Origin of the sequence: Aeromicrobium sp. (genome assembly GCF_036675695.1) — a bacterium.
GTDB lineage: Bacteria > Actinomycetota > Actinomycetes > Propionibacteriales > Nocardioidaceae > Aeromicrobium.
The window spans coordinates 106,401-127,970 of record NZ_JAKFEL010000051.1 but is presented as its reverse complement, the minus strand read 5'-3'; the positions used below and the strand labels follow the sequence as shown (position 1 = coordinate 127,970).

The following is a 21,570-nucleotide window of genomic DNA, read 5'->3' as shown; positions in this document are numbered from 1 at the left end:
CCTCTTCACCGGGAGCCCAGACGCCGAAGACGCCACAGGCATCCTGGGGTCCGGCGTCCTGGGGATCGATGTCGTGGGTGAGGCGTCCATCTCCGCGGGGCACGTGCTCAAGTGTACGGGCTAGGGCGCCCCAAGACCCACTTCACCCGCATCCTCGACGATTGCCGTTGAATGGACGCATGAGCTCAGACCAGATCACTGTCGAACGTACGATCAACGCTCCTGCCGACCGCATCTTCGCGCTGCTGTCCGACGCTGCGAAGCACTCCGAGATCGACGGGTCTGGCACAGTCCAGGGCACGCGCCAGGACTCGCGACCGCTCACGCTGGGCACCAAGTTCGGCATGTCAATGCACATGGGCGTCGGCTACAAGACGTCGAACGAGGTCGTCGAGTTCGAGCAGGATCGCCGCATTGCCTGGAAGACGACCGGCGCCAAGGGCCTGGTCGGCGGTCGCATTTGGCGCTACGAGCTGGAACCCGTCGAGGGCGGCACTCTCGTGAAGGAGACGTGGGACGTCTCGCAGGACAAGCAGAAGTTCTACCTCAAGCACAGCCGGATGGCGCCGGCCGCCAAGGTCGGCATGCGCAAGACGCTCGAACGCATCGCCCATACCCTCGAGCCATAAGCGTCCTCTAGGCTGTCGTGATCCAGGTCACACAGCCGAGGAGCACCGATGACGTTCACGATCCCGCCAGCAACGTTCCTTCCCGATTTCCTCGAATACCGAGCGACCGACAGTCCGGACAAGCCGTGCTGGATCTTCGGCGAACGCACCTGGTCATGGGCCGAGGCGTGGGACTCCGTACGCCACGCAGCCGGCGCGCTCAAGGCGGACGGCGTGCAGCGCGGCGACCGCGTCGCGATCCTCGACAAGAACAACCCCGTTGTCCTGCAGGTACTCCTCGGAGGCTGTCACCTCGGCGCTGCGACCACCGTCGTCAACTGGCGCCTGGCCGGCGACGAGCTCGACTACGTCATCAATGACTGCGGGGCAAAGGTCGTGTTCGTCGGCCACTCACTGCTCGACCAGTTCAACCTCGTACGCGATCGCCTCGAGCACGTGGAAAAGGTCATCATCGTCGGTGGTGACAACGACGAGTACGAAGCATGGCTGGCAGCCGGTGAGCCCACTGACCGAGAGCCCGACGTTGACCCGGATGACATCTGCGTCGTGATGTACAGCTCGGGCACCACTGGCCGACCCAAAGGCGTGCAGCTGAGCCAGCACGCGATGGTCGAGCACAGCATCAACGGCATCGGCGACACCACGTACGAAGACGACGACATGGCGTTGGTGGCGATGCCGATGTTCCACGTCGGCGGCACGTCGTACGCACTCCTCGGACCTGTGGTTGGCATCCCCGGCTACGTCATCAGCGAAGTCGACGCGATGCAGCTGGCAGGAGGAATCATGGCCGGCAGTACTCACGTGTTCCTCGTGCCTGCAGTGGTGGCCGCCCTGATCGCGGCTGGCCCCGAGGCGATGGCACTGTTCAGCAAGCTCAAGGGATTCGGCTACGGCGCAGCTCCCATGCCTCTGCCGATCCTGCGCGAAGCGATGAAGGCGTGGCCCAACACCGAGTTCCAACAGGTCTACGGCATGACGGAGTTCGGTGGCGTCATCACCGTCCTGAACGACGCCGCGCACCGTGACGAGTCCCATCCGGAGCGACTCGTGTCCGCTGGGCTGCCTGTCGCCAAGGCCGAGCTGCGCATCGTCAATCCCTCAACTCTCAAGGACGTCCCGACCGGCGAATCCGGCGAGGTCTGGTTCCGCACTCCACAGGCAACGGCCGGCTACCTCGGCAAACCTGAGGCCACGGCTGAGCTCATCACGCCCGACGGTTGGGTGCGTACGGGCGACCTCGGCCGGGTCGACGAAGACGGCTTCCTGTTCATCGAGGACCGACTGAAAGACATGATCATCACGGGCGGCGAGAACGTCTACTCGCCCGAGGTCGAGCGCGTGCTCGCCGAACACCCCAGCATCGCCGAGGTCGCGATCATCGGCGTCCCACACGACAAGTGGGGCGAGACGGTCAAGGCCGTGGTGGCGTTCAAGCCCGACCAGGCAGTCGAGCCAGAGGAGCTCATCGCCTTCGCCAAGGAACGCCTCGCTGGCTACAAGGCGCCGTCGTCGATCGACATCGTCGAAGCCCTGCCACGCAACCCGTCGGGCAAGATCCTAAAGCGTGACCTGCGCAAGCCGTACTGGGCCGACAGCGACCGACAGGTCTGACATCCCAGCGAAATCCGCTGCGCGGGTTACTCTTTTTGGATGCGCCTGGTTACTTCCCCAACCGCGCGGAAGCTGCTGACCGTCCTTTCTGTCAGCCTCGCCGCGATCGTCATGACGCCCTCGACCGCCGTGGCAGCCGATCCGCCTGCACCCGGCAGCTTCACTGGTTACGGCTTCGACGCCTGCGTCGCGCCCAACCAGAAGGTCATGGACGCGTGGAACCTCAAGTCCCCGTTCACGGCGATCGGCATCTACATCTCCGGCAACTCGCGCTACTGCGGCGACGCGTATCAGCCCAACCTGAGCAACGAATGGGTCGCAAGGAACGCCGCCAATGGTTGGCGATTCATTCCCATTCACGTGGGCTACCAGGCGCCCTGCTTCAAGAACAACCCCGACAGCAGGGTCCAGAAGAAGCGGATGTCGACAACGGTCTCGATCGCTCGTAGCCAGGCTGTGTCCGACGCCAACGAGACGATCGCCGCTCTCAAGAAGTACGGCTTCGCCACCGGCAGCGTGTCCTACCTGGACATTGAGTGGTACGCACGCACCACGTCCTGCGACAACATCGTTCTGGAGTTCGCCGACGCGTGGACCGAGCGTCTGCACGCCGCGGGCTACAAGTCTGGTCTCTATTCCAGCGGCTCCGCAGCGATCAAGGCCGTCGACGAGGCGCGCATCGCCAAGAGGGCTGGCTTCACCCTCCCCGACCACATGTGGATCGCCTGGACCAACAGGATCGCCGACACCGACGGTGGACCATTCCTCAGTGATGCCGGTTGGAGCAATCACCAGCGCATCCATCAGTACTGGAATGGCGTCGACGTCACATACGGCGGCTACAAGGTCAACATCGACTATGACTACCTTGACGTCGGCAAGGGTTCGGTCCCGACCACGAAGATCATGCCGTGCGACGTCAACATCACGTTCTCGTCCTACCCGACCCTCAAGCTCGGATCGACGGGCACCGCGGTCTCCGCTCTGCAGTGCCTGCTGACACGACGAGGATTCCCGGCGACGGTCAGCGGGACCTTCACCACCAACACACTCAACGCGCTTCTCGCGTTCCGCAAGAGTCGCGACTGGCCCAGGAAGACCTATACGACCCGACCCACCTGGACCCTGCTGCTCGCATACGGCTACACGCCTCGAGTGCTCAAGCACGGGTCCATCGGCGAATCCGTGTGGCGCCTGCAGCGAGCTCTGACCGCTGCCGGGCTCGCGCCTTCGCGCAACGGCCTCTACGACGCCAAGACGGTCGCGGCCGTGAAGACCTACCGCGAGAACAATGGGCTCCCGCGTTACTCCACGACCGAGTCAACCGTCTGGACCCTGCTGCAGCGCGGCAGAACTGCCTAGCCGTTGTTGAGGCGGAGGAACTCCTCCATCGGAATCTGACCGGCCATGTAGGCCCGCACTGCTTGCTGACGGCTGGTCTGGGCGGGCTGCGTGACCGTGGTGCTCTCGTGCCGTTCCGGATGCCATCTCGACTGAATCCGTGACTGACCAAAGTCCAAGAGTCCGCCATCATCCGGAGCCGGAGCCGCAGTCGGAGTCGGCGCGGACAGCTCGTCGCGCCAGGGATCCTGCACGCGTCCAGGCGCGCGCCACGGGTCGGCGTCGCGGGCAGAGTGCCACGGCTCGGGCGCGCGTACGACGGGCGAGGGTGCGTAGGCAGCGGGGACGAAGCCGAGCGATTCGAGCACCTGTGCGACGTACTGACGAGCGCTGATCTGACCCTGCGCGTAAGCCACAAGCACGCGAACACCGTCGGCGTTCGCGGGGTAGCCGCTGTCGACCGAGTTGCGCAGCGCCTTGACCACGGCGTCGCGTCTGCGGCCGATCAGGCCCGAAAGCAGAGCGGACCAGCGGTGGGCTGGATCGTCAGAATGGTGCGAATTGACGTCGCGCATCATGGCAGTTGCAAAGTCCCCTGTAGGCCTGGATCGTGTGCGACTGGGCCCACCCGTCCCCCGAGCGTCCGTGTCGCAAAGCCCACCCTAAGTCATCCTGGCGCAAGCGGAAATAGGTGAGCGAGATCGGATCGTTCGCCAGACGCTCGCTTGGTGGCAGATGCCCAATCGAGTCGGCCTCGACCGAGCGCGATCCACGTCTCCGCATCCATCTCCACGACAGCCGGCGGTGTTCCACGGGTGTGGCGTGCGCCCTCGATGCATTGCACCGCAGCGAACGGTGGGATCCGTACCTCAACGCTGTTGCCCGGCGCCTTCGCCACCAACACGGCGATCAGGTGCATCGTCGCGGCCTTGAGATCGGCGCGATCGGTCGAGCCCGCATCGAGTCGCGCGCAGACCGCAGCGAACTCCTCACGATCGAGGGGCACGGGGCGGCGAGCCATCAGGCCAGGGCGGCCGGAATGGTTGCCTGCCACGCGGTACGCAGGTCGTCGACGTCAATGCTGAGCTGTCCGACAACCTCGAGTGCAGTGCCACCCGTACGGCCAACCGATGCAAGCTCCACGCCGTGCTTCTCAGCAAGACTGACGAGCTCTTCATGACGGGCTTCGCTCACCACGACCATCGCACGAGCCGACGACTCGCTGAACAGCTCGACGAACGGGTCATCGAGCTCAACTCGTACGCCGACACCGTTGCGGAATGTTGCCTCGGCAAGTGCGACAGCCAGTCCGCCGTCAGAGAGGTCGTGAGCAGACTCGATGACGCCAGTCTTGGCGGCTTCGACCATCAGCGAGGCGAGTGCCTGCTCGGCGGCGAGGTCGATGACCGGCGGCATGCCACCGAGGTGGTCGTGGACCACTCCTGCCCACGCCGAGCCGGAGAGCTCTTCGCGGGTCTCGCCCAGGACCAGCACATGGGAGCCGTCGCCAGTGAATCCTTGCTTGATGCGCTGGCGGACGTCCTCGATCACTCCGAGAATGCCAACGACGGGTGTCGGCAGGATCGGGTTCTCGCCGGTCTGGTTGTAGAACGAGACGTTGCCGCCGGTGACCGGGATACCAAGCACCTCGCAGGCATCCTTGAGGCCGTGGGTCGCCTGCTCGAACTGCCACATCACGTCAGGATCCTCGGGCGAACCGAAGTTGAGGCAGTCGGTGACGGCCAGCGGCAGCGCGCCCGTCACCGCGACATTGCGGTAGGACTCAGCGAGCGCCAGCTGGGCACCGACGTACGGATCGAGCTTGGCGAAGCGGCCGTTGCAGTCGGTCGAGACCGCGACTCCAAGGTGCGTCTCGGCGTCGATGCGCACCACACCGGCGTCCTCCGGCTGGGCCAGAACGGTGTTGCCCTGCACGTAGCGGTCGTACTGATCGGTGATCCACGACTTGTCAGCCATGTTGGGCGAGGTGACCACCGAGACGATCTGGTCGCGGAGCTCGTCGCCGGTGGCCGGGCGAGGAAGCTCCTCGGCGCCATCGGCCTGCAGGGCGTCCTGCCAGAACGGGCGGGCATACGGGCGGTTGTAGGTCGGGCCGTCATGGGCGACCGAGCGCGGGGGGACGTCGACCACGGTCTCGCCGTGCCAGTCGATGACGAGGTGATCACCGTCGGTGACCTCACCGACGACGACAGCTTCGACGTCCCACTTGGCACAGATCGCCATGAACTCGTCGAGGTGCTTGGGCTCGACGACAGCCATCATCCGTTCCTGCGACTCGCTCATCAGGATCTCTTCAGGCGAGAGGGTCGAGTCACGGAGCGGAACGGTGTCGAGCTCGACGTGCATACCACCGCTGCCGGCCGAGGCGAGCTCGCTGGTCGCGCACGAGAGGCCCGCGCCGCCGAGGTCTTGAATGCCGTTGACGACCTCGGCCTTGAACAGCTCAAGAGTGCACTCGATCAGCAGCTTCTCCATGAACGGGTCGCCGACCTGGACGCTGGGACGCTTGGCCGGACCGTCGGCGTCGAACGTCTCGGAGGCGAGCACGGAGACACCGCCGATACCGTCGCCACCGGTGCGGGCGCCGTACAGGACGACTTTGTTGCCTACGCCGCTCGCGAACGCGAGGTGCAGGTCCTCATGGCGGAGGACGCCGACGCAGAGGGCGTTGACGAGCGGGTTGCCGAGATAGGACTCGTCGAAGACAACCTCGCCGCCGATGTTGGGCAGGCCGAGGCAGTTGCCGTAACCACCGACGCCGGCAACGATGCCCGGCATGACACGCCGGGTGTCCTCAGCGTCGAGCGGACCGAAGCGCAGCGGGTCCATGACGGCGATCGGGCGGGCACCCATCGCGAGGATGTCGCGGACGATGCCGCCGACGCCAGTAGCCGCACCTTGGTAGGGCTCTACGTATGACGGGTGGTTGTGCGACTCGACCTTGAACGTGACCGCATAGCCCTGGCCGATGTCGATCACGCCGGCGTTCTCACCGATACCGGCGAGGGTCTTGCCGAGCGGAGTCTCCTGCGGCAGGTCGCCAAACTTCTTGAGGTGCACCTTGCTCGACTTGTACGAGCAGTGCTCACTCCACATCACGGAGTACATCGCCAACTCGGCACCCGTCGGCCTGCGGCCGAGGATCTTGCGGATGCTGTCGTACTCGTCCGCCTTGAGTCCGAGCTCGGCCCACGGCTGGGGCTTGTCGGGGGTGGCAGTTGCTACGTCGACGGTGTCCAGGCGGGGGGCTTCGGTCACACACCGATCCTATCGGTGGCTCCTGAGGAGTCGACCGTCGGTCAGAGCGCGCCGTAGCGGATCAGGAAGGCGCGATCGGTGTCCATGCCGCCTTCGGGATCGGGCACGGGCTCAACGTCCTGCGACGTGATGGTGTCCTCGAGCTTGACGGGCTCGGGCAGGTGTTTGAAGCGTTCGGGCTTCACTCTGAGCCCTCGAGGGCCGGCGTACGGCGTCGTCCGCCCGGGAGCCGGCCCGCAAGTGAGCTGAGCGGCTCAACAGCGCCGCTCAGAATGTTGACGGCGGTGTTGAGGTTGGGGATGGCGTTGCCCAACGCCTCGAGCCTTGGCACGATCGCATCGAAGGTCGTGCCGAGGTCGATCAGCTGGTCGAGCGTGCCGCCGGGAGCGAGCAGCTTCTCGAGGATTCCGTCCTCGGCCAGGAGCTGTTCGAGCAGTCCGCCTTCGGCAAGTACACGATCGATCGCGCCCTCCTCTGCCAGGAAGCGGTCCAGTGGGCCGCCGGGTGCCAGCAGTCGATAGAGCGGCCCGTCCTCGCCCAGCGCTCGGTCAAGCGGACCGCCGGTCTCAAGGAGGCGCACAAAGGGACCGTCCTCGTCAGCCATGCGGTCCAACAGTCCGTCGCGTGCAAGAGCCTTGCCGATGGGCCGGTCCTCGGCGGTGAGGTCGGCCAGGGTGCGGGCGAGTCCCACGGGTCCGCGCTCGTCGGCGAGCAGCTTGCTGAGCTGGTCGAGCAGTCCGTTCTCACCGAGGAGCGCACCGAGCCGGTTGGCGTAGCCGCCGTCGCGCAGGATCGGCCCGTTTGGTGACGCGAGCTGGCCGAGAGCCAGAGTCGCTTGGGTGCCGGCCACCGCCACACGTATGGGGAGGAATGCGAATTCGCGAAGGTCCATGCCCCACAGCGTATGACGATGACATCGCCGATGTCGCATAAGCCGTCAGTTGACGAGACCATTGGAACGCCATATATTCAACACATGTTGAATAACGCCATCGAGGTCGCTGACCTCAAGGTCATCCGAGGCGGCAAGACCGTCCTTCCCGGTCTCGACTTGTCAGTGCCCACGGGGTCGGTCACCGGCCTCCTCGGCCCGAGCGGAAGCGGCAAGACGACGTTGATCCGCTGCATTGCCGGAATCCAGATCGTCGCCGCCGGCACCGTGACTGTGCTCGGCGAGCCAGCCGGCACAGCCCGCAACCGGGCGCGAGTCGGCTATGTCACCCAGGCCAGCTCGGTCTACCCCGACCTGACGGTGCGCCAAAATCTCGCATACTTCAGCTCCCTGGCGGGCAAGGACGGCGGAGCGATCACCTCGACGATCGCCGATGTCGGTCTCACGTCACGCGCAGGTGCACTCACTGGCAACCTGTCCGGCGGCGAGCGCATTCGCGTCTCGCTTGCCGCGGCGCTGCTGGCCGATCCGGAGCTCTACTTGCTCGACGAGCCGACCGTCGGGCTCGACCCCGTGCTTCGCCGAGACCTGTGGGAGATGTTCCGCCGCCTCGCCGATGACGGCAAGACACTGCTGGTCTCGAGCCACGTGATGGACGAAGCCAGCCGCTGCGACCGGGTGCTGTTGATGCGTGACGGCCAGCTGATCGCAGACGCCACCCCCGACGAGCTGCGTTCACAGGCTGGCACCGACGACCTCGAAGAGGCATTCCTCGTACTCGCAGAGAGGGACGTGACGCCATGACTCGAACCTTCACAACCTCGCGTCGCGTGCTGCAACAATTGAGTCACGATCCCCGCAGCATCGCGATGATCGTCCTGCTGCCGTCGATCCTGTTGGCGCTGTTCAAGTACATCTACGACGGCCAGCCCGCGATCTTCAACCGAGTCGGCCCCCAGATGCTCGGCCTGTTCCCCTTCATCGTGATGTTCCTCGTGACATCGGTGACGATGGTGCGCGAACGGACGTCCGGCACCCTTGAGCGCCTGCTGACCACCCCGCTCAAGCGCGGTGAGCTGATCGGTGGGTATGCGATCGCCTTCGGCATCGCCGCGCTCGTGCAGGCTCTCGTCAGTTCCGGAGTGGCAATCTGGCTGCTCGACCTCGATGTCCAGACGCCCTGGGCCATCGTCCTTTTCGCCGTCGTCGATGCGGTGCTCGGCACGGCTCTCGGCCTGTTGATGTCGGCGTTCGCCCGTACCGAGTTCCAGGCCGTGCAGTTCATGCCACTTGTCGTCGTACCGCAGATCCTGCTGTGCGGACTCCTCGCACCTCGCGACTCGCTGCCGAAGGTCCTGAACTGGATCTCCGACGCCTTGCCGCTGAGCTATGCAACAGATTCGTTCAGCGAGCTCGCCAACAGCGATGTCTGGTCCAGCACCCTCGGGCGCAACCTCGGCATCCTCGTGGGCTGCTGTGTCGTGGCCATCGCTCTCGCCTCTCTGACGCTGCGGCGCCGCACCCCGTGACCGCACCACGCCGACGTGGTCGACCGAACGCAGACACCGCGGGCGACACCAAGCAGGCAATCCTCGACGCAGCACGCACCCAGTTCGCGGCCAAGGGCTTCGCCGGTGCTTCGCTGCGGTCCATCGCGGCCGATGCGGTCGTTGACGCGAGCTTGATCAGCCACTACTTCGGTGACAAGGCGCGGTTGCTCGTTGCGACGATGCAGCTGCCGGTCAACCCGGTCGAGAAGATCGCGTCGGTGGTCCAGAGCGGACCCGACGGTATGGCAGAGCGGCTGTTGCGTACGTTCCTCGGCGCGTGGGATCCGCACCGCGATGCGTTCAGCACCCTCGTCCGAACGACGCTCGGCTCCGGCGACGGCCAGGCTCCGATGCTGCAGCTCGCACGCAATGTCCTGATCACCTCGTTGGTCGGCGTGCTGGAGGGCGATGACCGGGAGCTGCGAGCCAATCTGATCGCCGGCCAGCTGATCGGGATGGCGACGATGCGCTACGTCGTTCGCGTTGAGCCGCTCGCAGACGCGTCGATCGACGACGTCGTACGCCTGTATGCCCCGCCGATGCAGCAGTTGATCGACGGCTAGATTCGACCCTTGACAATAATTATTGTCAAGGGCTAGCCTGAGGCGCATGGATGACCTTCACGTGCTCGCCGACGCTGCCGCCGTCGAGGTGGCGCTCGACCCGATCAGGACTTCGATCCTCGACGCATTGACCGAACCCGGATCTGCTGCCACGGTTGCGGCGATCGTTGGGCTGACCCGCCAGAAGGTGAACTACCACCTGAAAGCGCTGGAGGCCCACGGCTTGGTCGAGCTGGCTGAGGAACGACTCTGGGGCGGCATCACCGAGCGTCTGGTCCGTCGTTCGGCACGTCACCTGGTGGTGTCGCCCAACGTGCTGCAGACGGCCGCCATCGACCCGAACCAGATCGCCGATCGCCTCTCGGCCGCATACCTGATCGCGGTGAACGCCCGGTCAGTGTCCGAGGTCGGCGCAATCGCCAGCACCGTTGCGGCCACGACGCGGGTGCCGACCCTGACCGTGGACGCCGTCATCGGGTTCAGGTCGTCCGACGACCGAACCGCGTTTGCTGCCGAGCTGCAGTCCGCGATCACCACACTGGCCGCCAAATATCACCACGACGATGGGCGACCTCATCGTCTGACCGTCTCGTCCTACCCACGACCCGAGGAGTCCGCATGACCAGTCCCGACCAACCCAACCGCATCGAACACCGCATGGAACGCACCTACGAAGTGACCGCTACCCCGGAACAGGTGTGGGATGCCATTGCCACAGCTGACGGAATCTCGGCATGGATGGTGCCGACCCAGCTGGATCCCCGGATCGGCGGCGAGGTGTCGTTCGATCTCGGCGGCGACCCGATGAAGGGCGTCGTCACGGACTACACGCCAAACCATCGATTCGCGTACGAAGAACCGTGGCCGATTCCTGACAAGGTCGAGGACCTCCCCGCCGATATGGCCGAGTGGTTCGACTCGGTCGGCGTGCGGCTGTCAGATGTCTACGACGGTTTGGATGCGGTCTCTCCGATCGCGGCAGAGTTCCTGATCGAATCAGCATCCGGCGGCAGCTGCGTGATCCGCGTGGTCATGAGCGCATACGGAGCTGGAGCGGACTGGGAGAACGAGTTCTGGGCCGAGATGATCGCCGGCACGGTCGAGATCTTCGACAACCTCGCCACGTACTTCAACACCACACAGGGAGCAACACGATGAGCGCCAGCCCACACACCGCACAGTCCGCCCGTGCGCGCACAATCGACCTGGTTCGCACCGGTGCGATTGCGGGCGTAGCAGCGGCCATCTGCACGACTGCCGTGGCTGCCTTCTCAACCGCTGCCAATGTCAGTCTCGAGGTCAACTCCCAGGCCATCCCGATCGGTGCGTTCGCATGGTGGACCCTCGTAGGTACGGCCGTGGGCGTGCTGCTGGCTCGACTCCTTCAAGACCGACGGCGGTTCACCATCGTTGCGGTGGTCGCCCTGGGACTGTCGCTCATCCCGGCAATCGTTGCTCCCGACGACGTCGCGACCAAGATCGTCCTGGTGAGTGCCCACCTACTCGCGGCCGCCATTGTCATACCGCGCCTGAGTCGGCGGCTAGCAGTCGGCTCCTAGATCGAGCCGGCGATCGAACCGATCAGTGAGAGCAGGGCGACGACGACGGAGATCGGGATCAGCCAAAGAGCGGCGACTGCCACTGTGACGGTCGTACCGATCTTGGGCGGCCCGAAATAGCGGGCTCGGGGGAGGTCGCCGACGCCTTCGATCCAGCGGCCCGTCATCGCGACGCCAGACCACACGCCCTTGAGCCGCTCGAAGATGCGCCATCCGCCAGCACCGGCGATGCTCGAGATCGCCCCGCGGGTCTCCTCGACCTTGTCGGTCAGGCTGATCATGATGCCGAGCTCGGTCGCCAGCTTGTCAGGCTCCTCGACGGCCTGAAGGATCCGGCGTCGCCGTCCCCAGAACGCTCCCGTGACGAGCAGCATGGCCAGGCCAGCCCCGAGGATCACCCATCGGACGCCGCCGTCGGCGAGCAGCCCGAGAACAAGTGTCGTGAAGATGAATGGCGCCGGCAGGATCATCAGGAGAGCGGTCGGGATGCGGAGGAGGGTGACCGCCAGCACGATGACTCTGGCCGCCTTCTTGGCGGCCTCACCGGTCTGGTCGTCGACCCTGGCTGCCAGGTCACCCACGGCTGCGTTGGCCCGTCCGCCGAGAGACTTGACCTGCCGAAGCTTCATAACGCCACTTTAGGGCGGCCCCCAAGTTAGTCTGCGGCTCATGGAACTTGTCGCAACGAGGTGGAAGCTCATCTTTTTGGTCGGCGGCGTGGCCGGACTCGCAATCTTCGCCTTCATGCCGGACTACAACACCCTGCAGATGTCCTCGGATGCCAGGGACTTCACCAGCACCCTCGGCGATGACGAAGGTCGTGCCCTGATCGCCAACGTCTGCGACATGGTCTTCGCGCTCTCGTACGGAGTGCTGGGTGTCGTCGCGTTCAACAAGCTCGCCTCAGGTGGGCTCGCACTGCTTGGATCTCTGGTGGCCGTCGGCGCAGCGCTCGCCGACGAGATCGAGAACGTCCTGGTGTTCCTCAACATCAAGTCGGACTCGCTGACGAACGGCGATGTAGACCTGATGGGGACCTTTGGTCTCATCAAGTGGGTGCTCATCGTCGCCAGCATCGTGCTGCTGATCGTGGTCGCCGCACGCGCGCGCTCACGCAAGGAGTAGCCGCCTTAAGGTGAATCTGTGGCCATTGTCTTCTCGCTGATCTCGGCGCTGGCATATGGCATCTCGGACTTCCTGGGTGGAATCTTCGCCAAGAAGGCCTCCCCGTGGCAGGTTGCTGTCGTCGGACAGACGTCGTCTGCGTTCTTCAGTCTGATCGCTGCGCTCTTCATATCCGGATCTCCGACCGGGCGCGATGTCGCATTTGGCGCACTCGCCGGACTCGGCGGCGGATTCGGTGTCGTGTTCCTCTACCGCGGACTGGCAACGGCTCGTATGGGCGTCGTCGCTCCGTTGTCGGCGATCGGTACGGCGCTGTTGCCCGTCGCCGTTGGGCTCGGCACCGGTGATCGGCCATCGAAGCTCGCGGTGCTCGGCATCGTATGCGCGTTCCCTGCCATCGCGCTGATCTCGAGAGTCGTCGACGACAACCCCTCGCACCGCGGAGGCGTCATCGACGGCATCTTGGCAGGTGTCGGATTTGGAGCGCTCTTCGTCTTCCTCGGCCAGGTCGGTGACGACGCGGGTCTCTATCCGCTCGCGGCCTCGCAGGTGACGTCAGTATTCGCCATCATCGTGCTGGCGACGATCCTGAGGCAGGGTTGGCTCCCCCGTGATCGCGGTTCGTGGAAGGCCGTGACGATGGGCCCGCTCGGCGCCACTGCGCAGGGCGCGTTCCTGTATGCCACCCACCACGGATTGCTCTCGGTCGTATCCGTGATCTCTTCGCTCTACCCAGCCAGCACTGTGCTGCTCGCTGCGGTCCTGCTTCGCGAGAAGATCCACGGCTGGCAGGGAGTCGGCCTGGTATTTGCAGTCATCGCGGTGGCGTTCGTCGCAGCCGGCTAGTTCATTTCAGGAACTTGCTCGTCGAACGGTCCTTGAGTGGTTTGCCTCCGGTCTGACAGGTCGCGCAGTACTGGAGCGATGACGTCGCATACGAGACTTCGCGCACGGCATCGCCACAGACCGGGCATGGTTCGCCGGTACGACCGTGCACGCGCATACGAGTGCGCTTGTCGTCCTTCAGGTCGGACGCCGGCTTGCCGCGCGCCTCCTCAACTGCCTCGGCGAGCACGTCGTGCAGCGCGGCTTCGAGCCGTACAATCTCGTCCTCGTCAAGGCTCTCCGCGATGGCGAACGGGGAGAGCTTCGCGGCATGCAGGATCTCGTCGCTGTACGCATTGCCGACGCCAGCGATGATCTTCTGGTCCCGCAACAGACGCTTGACCTGCATCTTGCGGCCGAGGAGCGGACGAAGCTCGAAGCCTGGCTCGAGCGGATCAGGACCGAGCGCGGCGATGCCGGGCACGTCCAACGGCGACCGGACGACGTACATCGCGAGTCCCTTGCGGGTCCCTGCCTCGGTGACGTCGAAGCCGACAGTCGGACCATCGCCTCGGTCGAGTCGCACGCGCGCGGCGATGTTGCTCGCACCGAGCTTGAGCTTGGTGTCAGGGAGCTTGTCGGACCAGCGCAGCCAACCGGCTTTGGCGAGGTGCACCACGATGTGGATCCCGTCGACATCGATGTCGATGAACTTGCCGTGCCTGGTGACGTCGGTGATCGTCAGTCCCGGCAGCGCCGTCACCGGCGGATCGAAGGTCTTGAGCACCGAGAATGACGCCAGCTCTACGCCCACGACGACCGAGCCCACCGCCTCGGCACGCAGGAACTCGATCAGTCCGTTGACCTCGGGAAGCTCGGGCACAGGTCAATCATCATGGTTCGCCGCGACGTTCTCCATACCTAGCTTCGTTCATCGAAGTCCTGGCGTGCTTCGAGCACCTGCGCGATGTTGCCCTCAGCCCACACCCGCAGTGCATTGAGCGGCTCGTACAACGAGTGACCGAGGTCGGTGAGCTCGTACTCGACGTGCGGTGGGATGCGGTCGTACGACCTTCGTTCGACGACTCCATCGCGCTCGAGCCGCCGCAGTGTCTCGGTCAGGACCTTTCCACTGATCCCGTCGACGGCCGTCCGGATCTGGGTGAACCGCAGCGGGCCGGATCCCAGCACCACCACGATCATGGCGGTCCACTTGTTCGCGATCTCCATCAACGAGGTACGCGACGGGCACGTGCGCAAAAGCACGTTCCAATCCGGACGGTCTGCCATGGCGCTCCTCAGTTACGTTGAGGTAACAGGTTACCAATAGTTACCGTCTCGTTTGGAACCACGTGGTTCCCCAACGAGAGGAAGACCATGACCCAGCCCATCGCCGCCTACACCGCGTATGACGAAGCGCTCGCCACTGGCAACATGCCGGGAGTCGCAGCCGCCTTGCACGCCGACGTCGTATGGCACCAGCCGGGTGCTCACTCGCTCTCCGGTGACCACCGAGGGCCGGATGGTGTGATGGCGCTGCTCGGCGGCTTCATGGAGCGCAGTGGTGGCACCTTCACCCTCACCAAGGCCGGGCCCGCCATGGTCAACGGTCAGTACGTCGCGCAGCCGGTCTCGTTCGCGGCGACCCGAGACGGCCACGAGCCGCTCGACATGGCCGGCGTCGATGTGTTCCGCATCGAGGATGATCTGATCAAGGAAGTATGGCTCTACTCGTCCGACCAGGCTGTCGAGGACGCGTTCTGGAGCTAGACGTCTCGCTGTGGCGGCGTTCCCCCGCTTCTCAGCCGGTGAACGTCAGCCACAGCAGTGCGAGGTTGAGCGCGATCACGATGACGGCGACGAGGCAAGCTGCCGCGGTTGTGAGGCGGCGGTTGACGTACTCACCCATGACCTCGCTGCGCGCCGTGAGCATGACCAGCGGGATCAAGGCGAAGGGGATGCCGATCGACAGGACCACTTGGGAGATGACCAGTGCACGGCTTGGCTCCGCCCCGATCGCGAGCACGACCAACGCGGGGATCAGTGTGACCACGCGACGTACGAGCAGCGGCAGCTTGATGCCGAGAAGGCCGTTCATGACCTCCGCGCCGGCCGCGCTGCCGACCGAGGTCGAGGCGAGGCCCGAACCGAGGAGCGCGACCGCGAACAGCAGTGCGACTCCTGCGCCGAGCTCCGACGTCACCACGTTGTGGACGCCCTGGAGAGTGTCGGTCCCGGGCAGTCCTTCGAGGCTGGCAGCTGCGACCACGAGCAGGGAGAGGTTCAGCAGGCCAGCGAGGATCAGTGCCAGCACCACATCGGTTCGTGTCGCCGACAACAGTTGACGAACTGTAAGCCCCTCGCCACGACGCCCGAGGCGGGTGATCGTCAGGCTGGAGTGCAGGTAGATCACGTGCGGCATGACGGTCGCGCCGATGATGCCCGAAGCCAGCAGCACGCTTTCGGAACCCTCGAAGCTCGGGATGAGACCCTTGGCAAGTGGTCCGGGCTCCGGCGCGTTGACGAACAACCCGGCGAGGAAGCCGACAGCAATCAGGGCGAGGAATCCGATGATCACTCGCTCGAGCGCACCCTGTCCACGAAGGTCGCCGATGCGGAGGATGACCATGGCGACCGCCGCCGTGATGATCGCGCCGACCACAAGCGGCAGATCGAACAGCAGGTTCAGGGCGATCGCCCCACCCACGACCTCGGCGAGATCGGTCGCGATCGCGATGGCTTCGGCCTGAAGCCAGTAGGCAAGTCGAGGAGCGCGCGGCAGCTGCTCGCCGACGTGCGTTGCCAGTGACTTGCCGGTCACCATGCCGAGCTTTGCCGAGAGGTACTGCACCAGCACCGCCATGACATTTGCCATCACGACGACCCAGACGAGGGTATAGCCGAACTCGGAGCCGGCGGTGACATTTGTCGCGACATTGCCCGGGTCGACGTACGCGACCGCTGCAATGAATGCCGGCCCCAACAAGGTGACGCGTCGCACCACCGGAGCCCTGGAGACCATGGTCACCGAGCCTAGTTGGCCGCAAAATCGGTGTAGACATCGGCTATTGGTTGCCCTAGAGTAACCGTTACTCATGAGCAACCAAGCGAGAAGTGAAGCACTGTTCGACGCGATGGGCGACCCCATGCGCCGACGCATCACCGAAACCCTCGGCCATGGAGCTCTGCCCGTCGGGGAGCTCGCGGACCGGCTGCCGATCGGTCGCCCCGCGGTCAGCAAGCACCTCAAGGTGCTCGAGTCAGCAGGGATCGTCGAGCACACCAGCATCGGCACCCGCAATCTGTACGCCCTCGCTCCCGGCGGGCTCGCTCCCCTGCAGGTGTGGATCGCCGAGACCTGGGACGACGTCCTCTCAGCGTTCGCTGAGCACGTCGAGAACGGAGAACGCTCATGACCATCGCGCCCGTCATACGCAATGTGGTCGTCTCGGCATCACCCGAAGCCGCCTACCAAGCCTGGGCCGGTCGCATCGGCGAGTGGTGGCCGCTCAGCCGTCACTCGGTGTACCAAAAGGACAACACGGTCGCCTGGATCGACGACCAGATCGTCGAGACGTCATCGAACGGCGAGACCTCCGTGTGGGGTCGTGTTCTGGAGTCCAACCCGCCAGGCAACCTGAGCTTCACGTGGCACCCCGGTCGAGGGCCCGAAGCGGCAAGCACCGTCGTTGTCGACTTCGTACCGATCGCCGAAGGCCGCACTCTCGTACGCCTGACACATTCGGGGTGGGAGATCTTCGACGAGCCGGTGGACGCACGCAACGAGTACCGCAACGGTTGGCCGACCGTCGTTGCTAGCTTCCGCGACACCGTGCCGGACCACGATGCCGACGGCGAAGCATGGCTCGTGCTCGAGCACCGACCAGGGTGCGCCACCGATGGCTCGATCTACACCCATCCCCTGTTTGCCGAGCACCTCGCCTTCGTCAGCAGCCTCAAGGACAAGGGAGTGCTTATTGCGGCAGGTCCCATGCCTGATCAGCCCGGTGTCGGCCAGACGATCATCCGTGTGCCCGCTGCCGATGCGCCGAGCTACGTCGAGGCAGCACACGATGATGCCGCTGTCACTGGCGATCTGCTCGTCCTCCGCGTCCGTCCCTGGAACGTGATGGTCAGCTAGTCCCGACGGGCCGATCCGGGTGGTTGCTCCACTGCGACCAAGAGCCGGGATAGAGCGCCGCATCGAATCCGGCAATCGCGAGTGCCGCGACCTCATGCGCGGCGGTCACCCCCGAGCCGCAGTAGGCAGCGACCCGATCTCGCACACCCATCGCCTCGAATCGCGTGCGCAATTCCCCAGGTTTGCGGAAGCGACCCTCGGCATCGAGGTTGTCCGTCGTGGGCGCGCTGACAGCACCCGGTATGTGTCCAGCCCTCGGATCGATGGGCTCGGTCTCGCCTCGATACCGCTCGCCGGCTCTGGCATCAAGGAGTACGCCGTCGAATGCCGCAGCACCGTCGATGTCGATCGTCGGCAACTTGCCACTTGAGAGCACCACGTCGCCGGGCTGCGGCCGTACGTCGACGGTTTCCAGCTCCCCGCTGGCAGCGACCCATGCTGCAAGGCCACCATCGAGCAGCCGTACGTTCTCGAACCCGGCCCAACGCAGCAACCACCACGCTCGTGCCGCGGCGAGTCCTCCGTTGTCGTCGTAGGCGACGACCGTGTCACCAGCATGAATGCCCCATCGCTGCGCTGCGGCCTGGAAGTCAGCAGGCTCGGGCAGCGGATGCCGCCCGTCCTCCGGCTCGCCGTGAGCAGCCAGCTCGGTGTCGAGCCCAACGAACACGGCACCAGGGATGTGACCCTTCAGATATTCGACGTGCCCCGAAGGTCCGCCGAGCTTCCAGCGCACGTCGAGGACAACTTGTCTGGCCGAATCGATGTCGTCCGGTTGGATGAGAACGTCCATGCGGCCCAACCTAGGCGTCCGCGCAGAGCTTCATGCACCGACTCTCGCACCGGTCCCGGAAGTCAGACCCCCAGTCGCTCGTCAAGAAAGTCGACTGTTCGGCGCATCTTGTCGGCCCATTGGCCGGCGAACGTATGTCCCTCGTTGTCGTACACGACGAGCTCGTGGTCGACACCGGCACGCGTGAAGGCGCGGTCGGTGGCGCGGGCCCATTTGATCGGGCAGCTCTCGTCACGAGCGCCGTGGACCATCAGCACTTCGGCCTCGATGCGGTCTGCATACGTCCGCGCCGAGAGGTCGCTCCAGAACGTCGGGTTCGCCTTGATGTCTCCCCAACGCTTCACGATGGTGCGTCCAGCCGCCGAACGGTTGGGCACAGTCCACTGCCGGTAGTTGTCTACGAACCGGCTGCTGACTGACGAATGCACCACCGCGGCCTTGACGATGTCGGGCTCGGCGACCAGAGCGTTCATCGTGACGCCGCCGCCCATCGATCGGCCCAGCATCCCGATCTTGTCCGGGTCGACCTCTGTCAGCTCCTGGAGAGCCTTGACGGCCGCGATCGCATCCCTCGCGTATCCGAGGCGAAGCTCAAGCTCGAGCTTGCTGACGTTGTCGGACCCGGCATGACCGCGATAGTCGGTGTGCAGCACGACGTACCCAGCGCGAGCCAGGTAGTCCTGCTCGCGCGGCATTCCCTGACCATTCGTGTAGGCACCCGGTTCGATGTAACCGTGGTTCAGGACGACTGCCGGGTGCGGTCCCTTGCCGTCGGGGACCAGCAACAACCCAGAGATTGTCAGGTCGCCACTGCGATAGCGGACTTCCTGACGGGTGTACGCACCGAAGTTCTCTCGCTGTCCGACTCGCCGGAGATCCCCACCGGTGATCTCGTCATCGAACATCGCCGGCAACGATCTCTTGTCATACGTCGGAGTCGGGCTGGGTGTCGGCGACGCACTCGTTTGGGTCGGCGCTGGATCGGCGCGCTTCTCACCACCCGTGCACCCACTCGTGACGAGTGCAGCGACGGCCGCGATGGATACGAGGACGAGCCTCATACCCCCATGGTGCCCGAAGGGGCAAACAAGGGCCGAGGACTACGAGGCGTAGCTGCGGTTGCGTCCGCCCGACGATCCACCAGACCCGCCGCGACGACGCTGGCCGTTGCCATTGCCGCTTGGGCGACCGCCGCCGTTGCCGCGGAATCCGCCCTGCGGGCGACCTCCGCCACCGTTGCCGCGGTTGCCACCGTTGTTGCTGGCTGTACGCGCACCGGCGCGGACCGACGACGGGTGCGGAGCATCCGTACCGGCACCCGACAGGTTCGCGACCGTCATGGGTGACGGAGCCGTACGAGCCTCGTGGTGACGAGCCGTGACGCCCGCCTTGTTCTGAAGAGTCATGACATCGCGCAGCGCCTCGGGTGTCGTCATCGTGACGACAGCTCCGGACTCACCCGCACGGGCCGTACGGCCCGAACGGTGCTGGTATGCCTTGTGCTCGGCCGGTGCGTCGTAATGAACGACCAGACCGATGCCATCGACGTGGATGCCGCGAGCGGCGACGTCGGTGGCGACGATGACGCTGGCCTTGCCGCTGCTGAAGGCGGCGAGGTTGCGCTCACGGTGGCGCTGCGAGAGGTCACCGTGCATGTCGACAGCTTCGATGCCGTTCATCGTGAGCTGCTTCGCGAGGCGCATGGCGCCGCGACGCGTACGGGTGAAGACGATGCTGCGCGGGTTGGCGCGGAGCAGGTCGAACGCCGTCTTGGACTTCTCGGTCGCCGCACTCACGAGCACATGGTGCTCCATCGTGTCGACGTGGCTGTCAGCCGAGTCGACCTCGTGCAGCACGTGCTGCGGGAGGTGGCGCTTGACGAGCTTGTTGACGTCACCGTCGAGCGTCGCCGACAGCAGCAGGCGCTGGCTGTTGGGCGGCGTCTTGGCGAGGATCGCGTCGATCGGCTTGAAGAAGCCGAGGTCGCACAGGTGGTCGGCCTCGTCGAGGACAGTCACCTCGATGTCGTCGAGCGAGATGCAGCGACGGTCGAGCAGGTCAGTCAGACGGCCCGGCGTGGCGATGACAACGTCGACGCCATTGCGGAGCGTGGTGATCTGCTTGTTGATCGGGACTCCGCCGTAGACAGTGGTCAGGCGCAGGCCCATCTTCTGCGCAAGCGGCTCCATGGCCGTTCGCACCTGGGTCGCGAGCTCACGGGTGGGCAGCAGGATCAGGGCGCGCGGAGCTTTGGATCGGCTCTGGCGACCTGCGAGGCGGACGAGGACCGGAAGGCCGAAGGCCAGGGTCTTGCCCGAACCCGTGCGCGCCCGGCCGAGAACGTTGCGTCCCGCGAGCGCATCGGGGATCACCGCAGTCTGGACCGGGCTGGGGTTGACGATGTCCTGGCGCGCGAGGGTCGAAACCAGCGAGGCAGGAAGGTTGAGAGAGGAGAAGGTAGGCAGCGCAGGGCTGACAGCAGAGGTGTTGCTCACAGAGAAGTACTCACAGACGTTTCGGAAAGATTGCCCGAATGTCTATTTCGCGCGGGATCGCGCTACTTCGCCGGGCAGAACAGCGCTGAGACCAGCGCGTTCACGTATTCACATACTAGCAGCGAGGCGCCTCCGGCAACGAATCCTGAGGGCCCGCGTGACCTACTGGGGGACCTCCCGCGAGCGCACGCGCCTCAATCCCAGGCTAAATCCCGCGACCTAGTGGGGAACGTCACTATGCGAGTGGGGGATCACACGAGGAGGTCGGCGTACTCGGAGTGCTTCTCGATGAAGCGCTTCACATACGGGCACGTGGCAATGACCTTCTTGCCCTGCGCTCGTACGTCGTCGAGTGCGCCGGTGACCAGCTGGCCTGCGCGACCCTGACCCTCGAACTCGTCGAAGACCACCGTGTGCGGGAACGTCACGACGTCGCCATCGACCAATGCCTTGGTGAACCCCGCGAGAGTGCCGTCGACGTGAATCTCGTAGCGACGCTCACCGGCGTTGAACTCGATGCTGTTGCTCATGACCGGTACAACGCTCAGGCGACCGTGAGGATTCCAAGGCCGCCGACCGCGGCGGCGAGGGCCAGCGAGACGCTGATGAGAATCACGTGCACACGGAGGAACGTGGTGGCGTTGCCCTCAGCATCACGCGAGCGCTCGTCCTTGAGCACGCGGCGCAGGAACGGCGGCCAGATGACGAAGCTCCACATCGCGGAGACGATGAGCAGAAGCGACCAGGCGAGGGGAAGATCCATG

28 protein-coding genes are annotated in these 21,570 nt (G+C 65.1%); 14 read left to right on the top strand and 14 right to left on the bottom strand.

Features of this window, described 5'->3' with window-relative positions; translation table 11 throughout:
* Nucleotides 1–179: 179 nt before the first annotated feature.
* Genes V6M39_RS03665 through V6M39_RS03655 form a run of 3 tightly spaced genes read left to right on the top strand, consistent with a single transcriptional unit; the run spans nucleotide 180 to nucleotide 3,605 of the window.
* Nucleotides 180–629, top strand: coding sequence for an SRPBCC family protein (locus V6M39_RS03665; protein ID WP_332642318.1), 450 nt, complete (start codon nucleotides 180–182; stop codon nucleotides 627–629).
* A 48-nt stretch (nucleotides 630–677) separates the two neighbouring features.
* Nucleotides 678–2,243 carry a long-chain-fatty-acid--CoA ligase gene (locus V6M39_RS03660; RefSeq protein WP_332642317.1) on the top strand — a complete coding sequence of 522 codons (1,566 nt, stop codon included), beginning with the start codon at nucleotides 678–680 and terminating at the stop codon, nucleotides 2,241–2,243.
* 39 nt (nucleotides 2,244–2,282) lie between these two features.
* Nucleotides 2,283–3,605 (top strand): glycoside hydrolase domain-containing protein, encoded by a 1,323-nt coding sequence (locus V6M39_RS03655; RefSeq protein WP_332642316.1) that lies wholly within the window; start codon nucleotides 2,283–2,285, stop codon nucleotides 3,603–3,605.
* On the opposite strand, the gene V6M39_RS03650 is transcribed toward V6M39_RS03655, so the two are convergent.
* The 5 genes from V6M39_RS03650 to V6M39_RS03630 form a co-directional block, all read right to left on the bottom strand.
* On the bottom strand, nucleotides 3,602–4,159 hold the full coding sequence (locus V6M39_RS03650; protein WP_332642315.1) for a hypothetical protein: 558 nt from the start codon (nucleotides 4,157–4,159) through the stop codon (nucleotides 3,602–3,604). The genes V6M39_RS03655 and V6M39_RS03650 overlap by 4 nt on opposite strands.
* A 92-nt stretch (nucleotides 4,160–4,251) precedes the next feature.
* On the bottom strand, nucleotides 4,252–4,605 hold the full coding sequence (locus V6M39_RS03645) for a sterol carrier family protein (RefSeq protein ID WP_332642314.1): 354 nt from the start codon (nucleotides 4,603–4,605) through the stop codon (nucleotides 4,252–4,254).
* Entirely contained in the window at nucleotides 4,605–6,863 is a 2,259-nt protein-coding gene (gene purL / locus V6M39_RS03640; protein ID WP_332642313.1) for a phosphoribosylformylglycinamidine synthase subunit PurL, read from the bottom strand. Before purL ends, V6M39_RS03645 begins: the two co-directional genes overlap by 1 nt.
* A 41-nt stretch (nucleotides 6,864–6,904) precedes the next feature.
* Entirely contained in the window at nucleotides 6,905–7,048 is a 144-nt protein-coding gene (locus V6M39_RS03635) for a hypothetical protein (RefSeq protein ID WP_332642312.1), read from the bottom strand.
* On the bottom strand, nucleotides 7,045–7,755 hold the full coding sequence (locus V6M39_RS03630) for a hypothetical protein (protein ID WP_332642311.1): 711 nt from the start codon (nucleotides 7,753–7,755) through the stop codon (nucleotides 7,045–7,047). Before V6M39_RS03630 ends, V6M39_RS03635 begins: the two co-directional genes overlap by 4 nt.
* Nucleotides 7,756–7,839: 84 nt before the next feature.
* On the opposite strand from V6M39_RS03630, the gene V6M39_RS03625 reads away from it, so the two are divergent.
* The 6 genes from V6M39_RS03625 to V6M39_RS03600 are packed head-to-tail and all read left to right on the top strand — an operon-like array spanning nucleotide 7,840 to nucleotide 11,427.
* Entirely contained in the window at nucleotides 7,840–8,559 is a 720-nt protein-coding gene (locus V6M39_RS03625; protein WP_332642310.1) for an ABC transporter ATP-binding protein, read from the top strand.
* Nucleotides 8,556–9,284, top strand: a complete 729-nt coding sequence (locus tag V6M39_RS03620) for an ABC transporter permease (RefSeq protein WP_332642309.1) — start codon at nucleotides 8,556–8,558, stop codon at nucleotides 9,282–9,284. Before V6M39_RS03625 ends, V6M39_RS03620 begins: the two co-directional genes overlap by 4 nt.
* A complete protein-coding gene (locus tag V6M39_RS03615) occupies nucleotides 9,281–9,868 on the top strand; it encodes a TetR/AcrR family transcriptional regulator (protein ID WP_332642308.1) in 588 nt (195 codons plus the stop codon). The genes V6M39_RS03620 and V6M39_RS03615 overlap by 4 nt, the downstream gene beginning before the upstream one ends.
* Before the next feature lie 46 nt (nucleotides 9,869–9,914).
* Nucleotides 9,915–10,490, top strand: a complete 576-nt coding sequence (locus tag V6M39_RS03610) for an ArsR/SmtB family transcription factor (RefSeq protein WP_332642307.1) — start codon at nucleotides 9,915–9,917, stop codon at nucleotides 10,488–10,490.
* Nucleotides 10,487–11,026 carry an SRPBCC domain-containing protein gene (locus V6M39_RS03605; protein ID WP_332642306.1) on the top strand — a complete coding sequence of 180 codons (540 nt, stop codon included), beginning with the start codon at nucleotides 10,487–10,489 and terminating at the stop codon, nucleotides 11,024–11,026. Before V6M39_RS03610 ends, V6M39_RS03605 begins: the two co-directional genes overlap by 4 nt.
* Entirely contained in the window at nucleotides 11,023–11,427 is a 405-nt protein-coding gene (locus V6M39_RS03600) for a DUF6069 family protein (protein WP_332642305.1), read from the top strand. The genes V6M39_RS03605 and V6M39_RS03600 overlap by 4 nt, the downstream gene beginning before the upstream one ends.
* Here V6M39_RS03600 and V6M39_RS03595 read toward each other — a convergent pair.
* The gene (locus V6M39_RS03595; protein WP_332642304.1) at nucleotides 11,424–12,056 is read right to left on the bottom strand and encodes a hypothetical protein; all 633 of its coding nucleotides are present in this window, start codon (nucleotides 12,054–12,056) and stop codon (nucleotides 11,424–11,426) included. The genes V6M39_RS03600 and V6M39_RS03595 overlap by 4 nt on opposite strands.
* Before the next feature lie 40 nt (nucleotides 12,057–12,096).
* Between V6M39_RS03595 and V6M39_RS03590 the strand changes: the two genes are divergently transcribed.
* Nucleotides 12,097–12,552 carry a hypothetical protein gene (locus tag V6M39_RS03590; protein WP_332642303.1) on the top strand — a complete coding sequence of 152 codons (456 nt, stop codon included), beginning with the start codon at nucleotides 12,097–12,099 and terminating at the stop codon, nucleotides 12,550–12,552.
* Nucleotides 12,553–12,570: 18 nt separating this feature from the next.
* Nucleotides 12,571–13,398 (top strand): DMT family transporter, encoded by an 828-nt coding sequence (locus V6M39_RS03585; RefSeq protein ID WP_332642302.1) that lies wholly within the window; start codon nucleotides 12,571–12,573, stop codon nucleotides 13,396–13,398.
* A 1-nt stretch (nucleotide 13,399) separates the two neighbouring features.
* Here V6M39_RS03585 and V6M39_RS03580 read toward each other — a convergent pair whose 3' ends face one another.
* Nucleotides 13,400–14,260, bottom strand: a complete 861-nt coding sequence (locus V6M39_RS03580; RefSeq protein ID WP_332642301.1) for an Fpg/Nei family DNA glycosylase — start codon at nucleotides 14,258–14,260, stop codon at nucleotides 13,400–13,402.
* A gap of 38 nt (nucleotides 14,261–14,298) precedes the next feature.
* A complete protein-coding gene (locus V6M39_RS03575; RefSeq protein WP_332642300.1) occupies nucleotides 14,299–14,667 on the bottom strand; it encodes a winged helix-turn-helix transcriptional regulator in 369 nt (122 codons plus the stop codon).
* Nucleotides 14,668–14,754: 87 nt separating this feature from the next.
* On the opposite strand from V6M39_RS03575, the gene V6M39_RS03570 reads away from it, so the two are divergent.
* Nucleotides 14,755–15,147 carry a nuclear transport factor 2 family protein gene (locus tag V6M39_RS03570; RefSeq protein ID WP_332642299.1) on the top strand — a complete coding sequence of 131 codons (393 nt, stop codon included), beginning with the start codon at nucleotides 14,755–14,757 and terminating at the stop codon, nucleotides 15,145–15,147.
* 31 nt (nucleotides 15,148–15,178) lie between these two features.
* On the opposite strand, the gene V6M39_RS03565 is transcribed toward V6M39_RS03570, so the two are convergent.
* A complete protein-coding gene (locus tag V6M39_RS03565; protein ID WP_332642298.1) occupies nucleotides 15,179–16,399 on the bottom strand; it encodes an Nramp family divalent metal transporter in 1,221 nt (406 codons plus the stop codon).
* A gap of 73 nt (nucleotides 16,400–16,472) precedes the next feature.
* On the opposite strand from V6M39_RS03565, the gene V6M39_RS03560 reads away from it, so the two are divergent.
* Together V6M39_RS03560 and V6M39_RS03555 are read left to right on the top strand one after the other, a co-directional pair.
* Nucleotides 16,473–16,793 (top strand): ArsR/SmtB family transcription factor, encoded by a 321-nt coding sequence (locus V6M39_RS03560; protein WP_332642297.1) that lies wholly within the window; start codon nucleotides 16,473–16,475, stop codon nucleotides 16,791–16,793.
* A complete protein-coding gene (locus V6M39_RS03555) occupies nucleotides 16,790–17,518 on the top strand; it encodes an SRPBCC domain-containing protein (protein ID WP_332642296.1) in 729 nt (242 codons plus the stop codon). Before V6M39_RS03560 ends, V6M39_RS03555 begins: the two co-directional genes overlap by 4 nt.
* On the opposite strand, the gene V6M39_RS03550 is transcribed toward V6M39_RS03555, so the two are convergent.
* The 5 genes from V6M39_RS03550 to V6M39_RS03530 form a co-directional block, all read right to left on the bottom strand.
* Nucleotides 17,511–18,311: a sulfurtransferase gene (locus V6M39_RS03550; protein WP_332642295.1), complete on the bottom strand. Its 801-nt coding sequence runs from the start codon at nucleotides 18,309–18,311 to the stop codon at nucleotides 17,511–17,513. The genes V6M39_RS03555 and V6M39_RS03550 overlap by 8 nt on opposite strands.
* Nucleotides 18,312–18,373: 62 nt before the next feature.
* Nucleotides 18,374–19,372 (bottom strand): alpha/beta hydrolase family protein, encoded by a 999-nt coding sequence (locus V6M39_RS03545; RefSeq protein WP_332642294.1) that lies wholly within the window; start codon nucleotides 19,370–19,372, stop codon nucleotides 18,374–18,376.
* A gap of 39 nt (nucleotides 19,373–19,411) precedes the next feature.
* Nucleotides 19,412–20,806, bottom strand: coding sequence for a DEAD/DEAH box helicase (locus V6M39_RS03540; RefSeq protein WP_332642293.1), 1,395 nt, complete (start codon nucleotides 20,804–20,806; stop codon nucleotides 19,412–19,414).
* Nucleotides 20,807–21,057: 251 nt separating this feature from the next.
* Nucleotides 21,058–21,336, bottom strand: coding sequence for a GNAT family N-acetyltransferase (locus V6M39_RS03535; protein WP_332642292.1), 279 nt, complete (start codon nucleotides 21,334–21,336; stop codon nucleotides 21,058–21,060).
* Nucleotides 21,337–21,350: 14 nt separating this feature from the next.
* The gene (locus tag V6M39_RS03530; protein ID WP_332642291.1) at nucleotides 21,351–21,569 is read right to left on the bottom strand and encodes an SCO4848 family membrane protein; all 219 of its coding nucleotides are present in this window, start codon (nucleotides 21,567–21,569) and stop codon (nucleotides 21,351–21,353) included.
* Between the last annotated feature and the right edge of the window lies 1 nt (nucleotide 21,570).

Coding starts and splice junctions, on each gene's coding strand:
- V6M39_RS03655 (WP_332642316.1), top strand. CDS start 2,283: ATGCGCCTGGTTACTTCCCCAACCGCGCGGAAGCTGCTGACCGTCCTT.
- V6M39_RS03625 (WP_332642310.1), top strand. CDS start 7,840: ATGTTGAATAACGCCATCGAGGTCGCTGACCTCAAGGTCATCCGAGGC.
- V6M39_RS03590 (WP_332642303.1), top strand. CDS start 12,097: ATGGAACTTGTCGCAACGAGGTGGAAGCTCATCTTTTTGGTCGGCGGC.
- V6M39_RS03630 (WP_332642311.1), bottom strand. CDS start 7,755: ATGGACCTTCGCGAATTCGCATTCCTCCCCATACGTGTGGCGGTGGCC.
- V6M39_RS03600 (WP_332642305.1), top strand. CDS start 11,023: ATGAGCGCCAGCCCACACACCGCACAGTCCGCCCGTGCGCGCACAATC.
- V6M39_RS03620 (WP_332642309.1), top strand. CDS start 8,556: ATGACTCGAACCTTCACAACCTCGCGTCGCGTGCTGCAACAATTGAGT.
- V6M39_RS03610 (WP_332642307.1), top strand. CDS start 9,915: ATGGATGACCTTCACGTGCTCGCCGACGCTGCCGCCGTCGAGGTGGCG.
- V6M39_RS03530 (WP_332642291.1), bottom strand. CDS start 21,569: ATGGATCTTCCCCTCGCCTGGTCGCTTCTGCTCATCGTCTCCGCGATG.
- V6M39_RS03565 (WP_332642298.1), bottom strand. CDS start 16,399: ATGGTCTCCAGGGCTCCGGTGGTGCGACGCGTCACCTTGTTGGGGCCG.
- V6M39_RS03570 (WP_332642299.1), top strand. CDS start 14,755: ATGACCCAGCCCATCGCCGCCTACACCGCGTATGACGAAGCGCTCGCC.
- V6M39_RS03550 (WP_332642295.1), bottom strand. CDS start 18,311: ATGGACGTTCTCATCCAACCGGACGACATCGATTCGGCCAGACAAGTT.
- V6M39_RS03650 (WP_332642315.1), bottom strand. CDS start 4,159: ATGCGCGACGTCAATTCGCACCATTCTGACGATCCAGCCCACCGCTGG.
- V6M39_RS03645 (WP_332642314.1), bottom strand. CDS start 4,605: ATGGCTCGCCGCCCCGTGCCCCTCGATCGTGAGGAGTTCGCTGCGGTC.
- V6M39_RS03605 (WP_332642306.1), top strand. CDS start 10,487: ATGACCAGTCCCGACCAACCCAACCGCATCGAACACCGCATGGAACGC.
- V6M39_RS03595 (WP_332642304.1), bottom strand. CDS start 12,056: ATGAAGCTTCGGCAGGTCAAGTCTCTCGGCGGACGGGCCAACGCAGCC.
- V6M39_RS03575 (WP_332642300.1), bottom strand. CDS start 14,667: ATGGCAGACCGTCCGGATTGGAACGTGCTTTTGCGCACGTGCCCGTCG.
- V6M39_RS03555 (WP_332642296.1), top strand. CDS start 16,790: ATGACCATCGCGCCCGTCATACGCAATGTGGTCGTCTCGGCATCACCC.
- V6M39_RS03560 (WP_332642297.1), top strand. CDS start 16,473: ATGAGCAACCAAGCGAGAAGTGAAGCACTGTTCGACGCGATGGGCGAC.
- V6M39_RS03665 (WP_332642318.1), top strand. CDS start 180: ATGAGCTCAGACCAGATCACTGTCGAACGTACGATCAACGCTCCTGCC.
- V6M39_RS03535 (WP_332642292.1), bottom strand. CDS start 21,336: ATGAGCAACAGCATCGAGTTCAACGCCGGTGAGCGTCGCTACGAGATT.
- V6M39_RS03545 (WP_332642294.1), bottom strand. CDS start 19,372: ATGAGGCTCGTCCTCGTATCCATCGCGGCCGTCGCTGCACTCGTCACG.
- V6M39_RS03660 (WP_332642317.1), top strand. CDS start 678: ATGACGTTCACGATCCCGCCAGCAACGTTCCTTCCCGATTTCCTCGAA.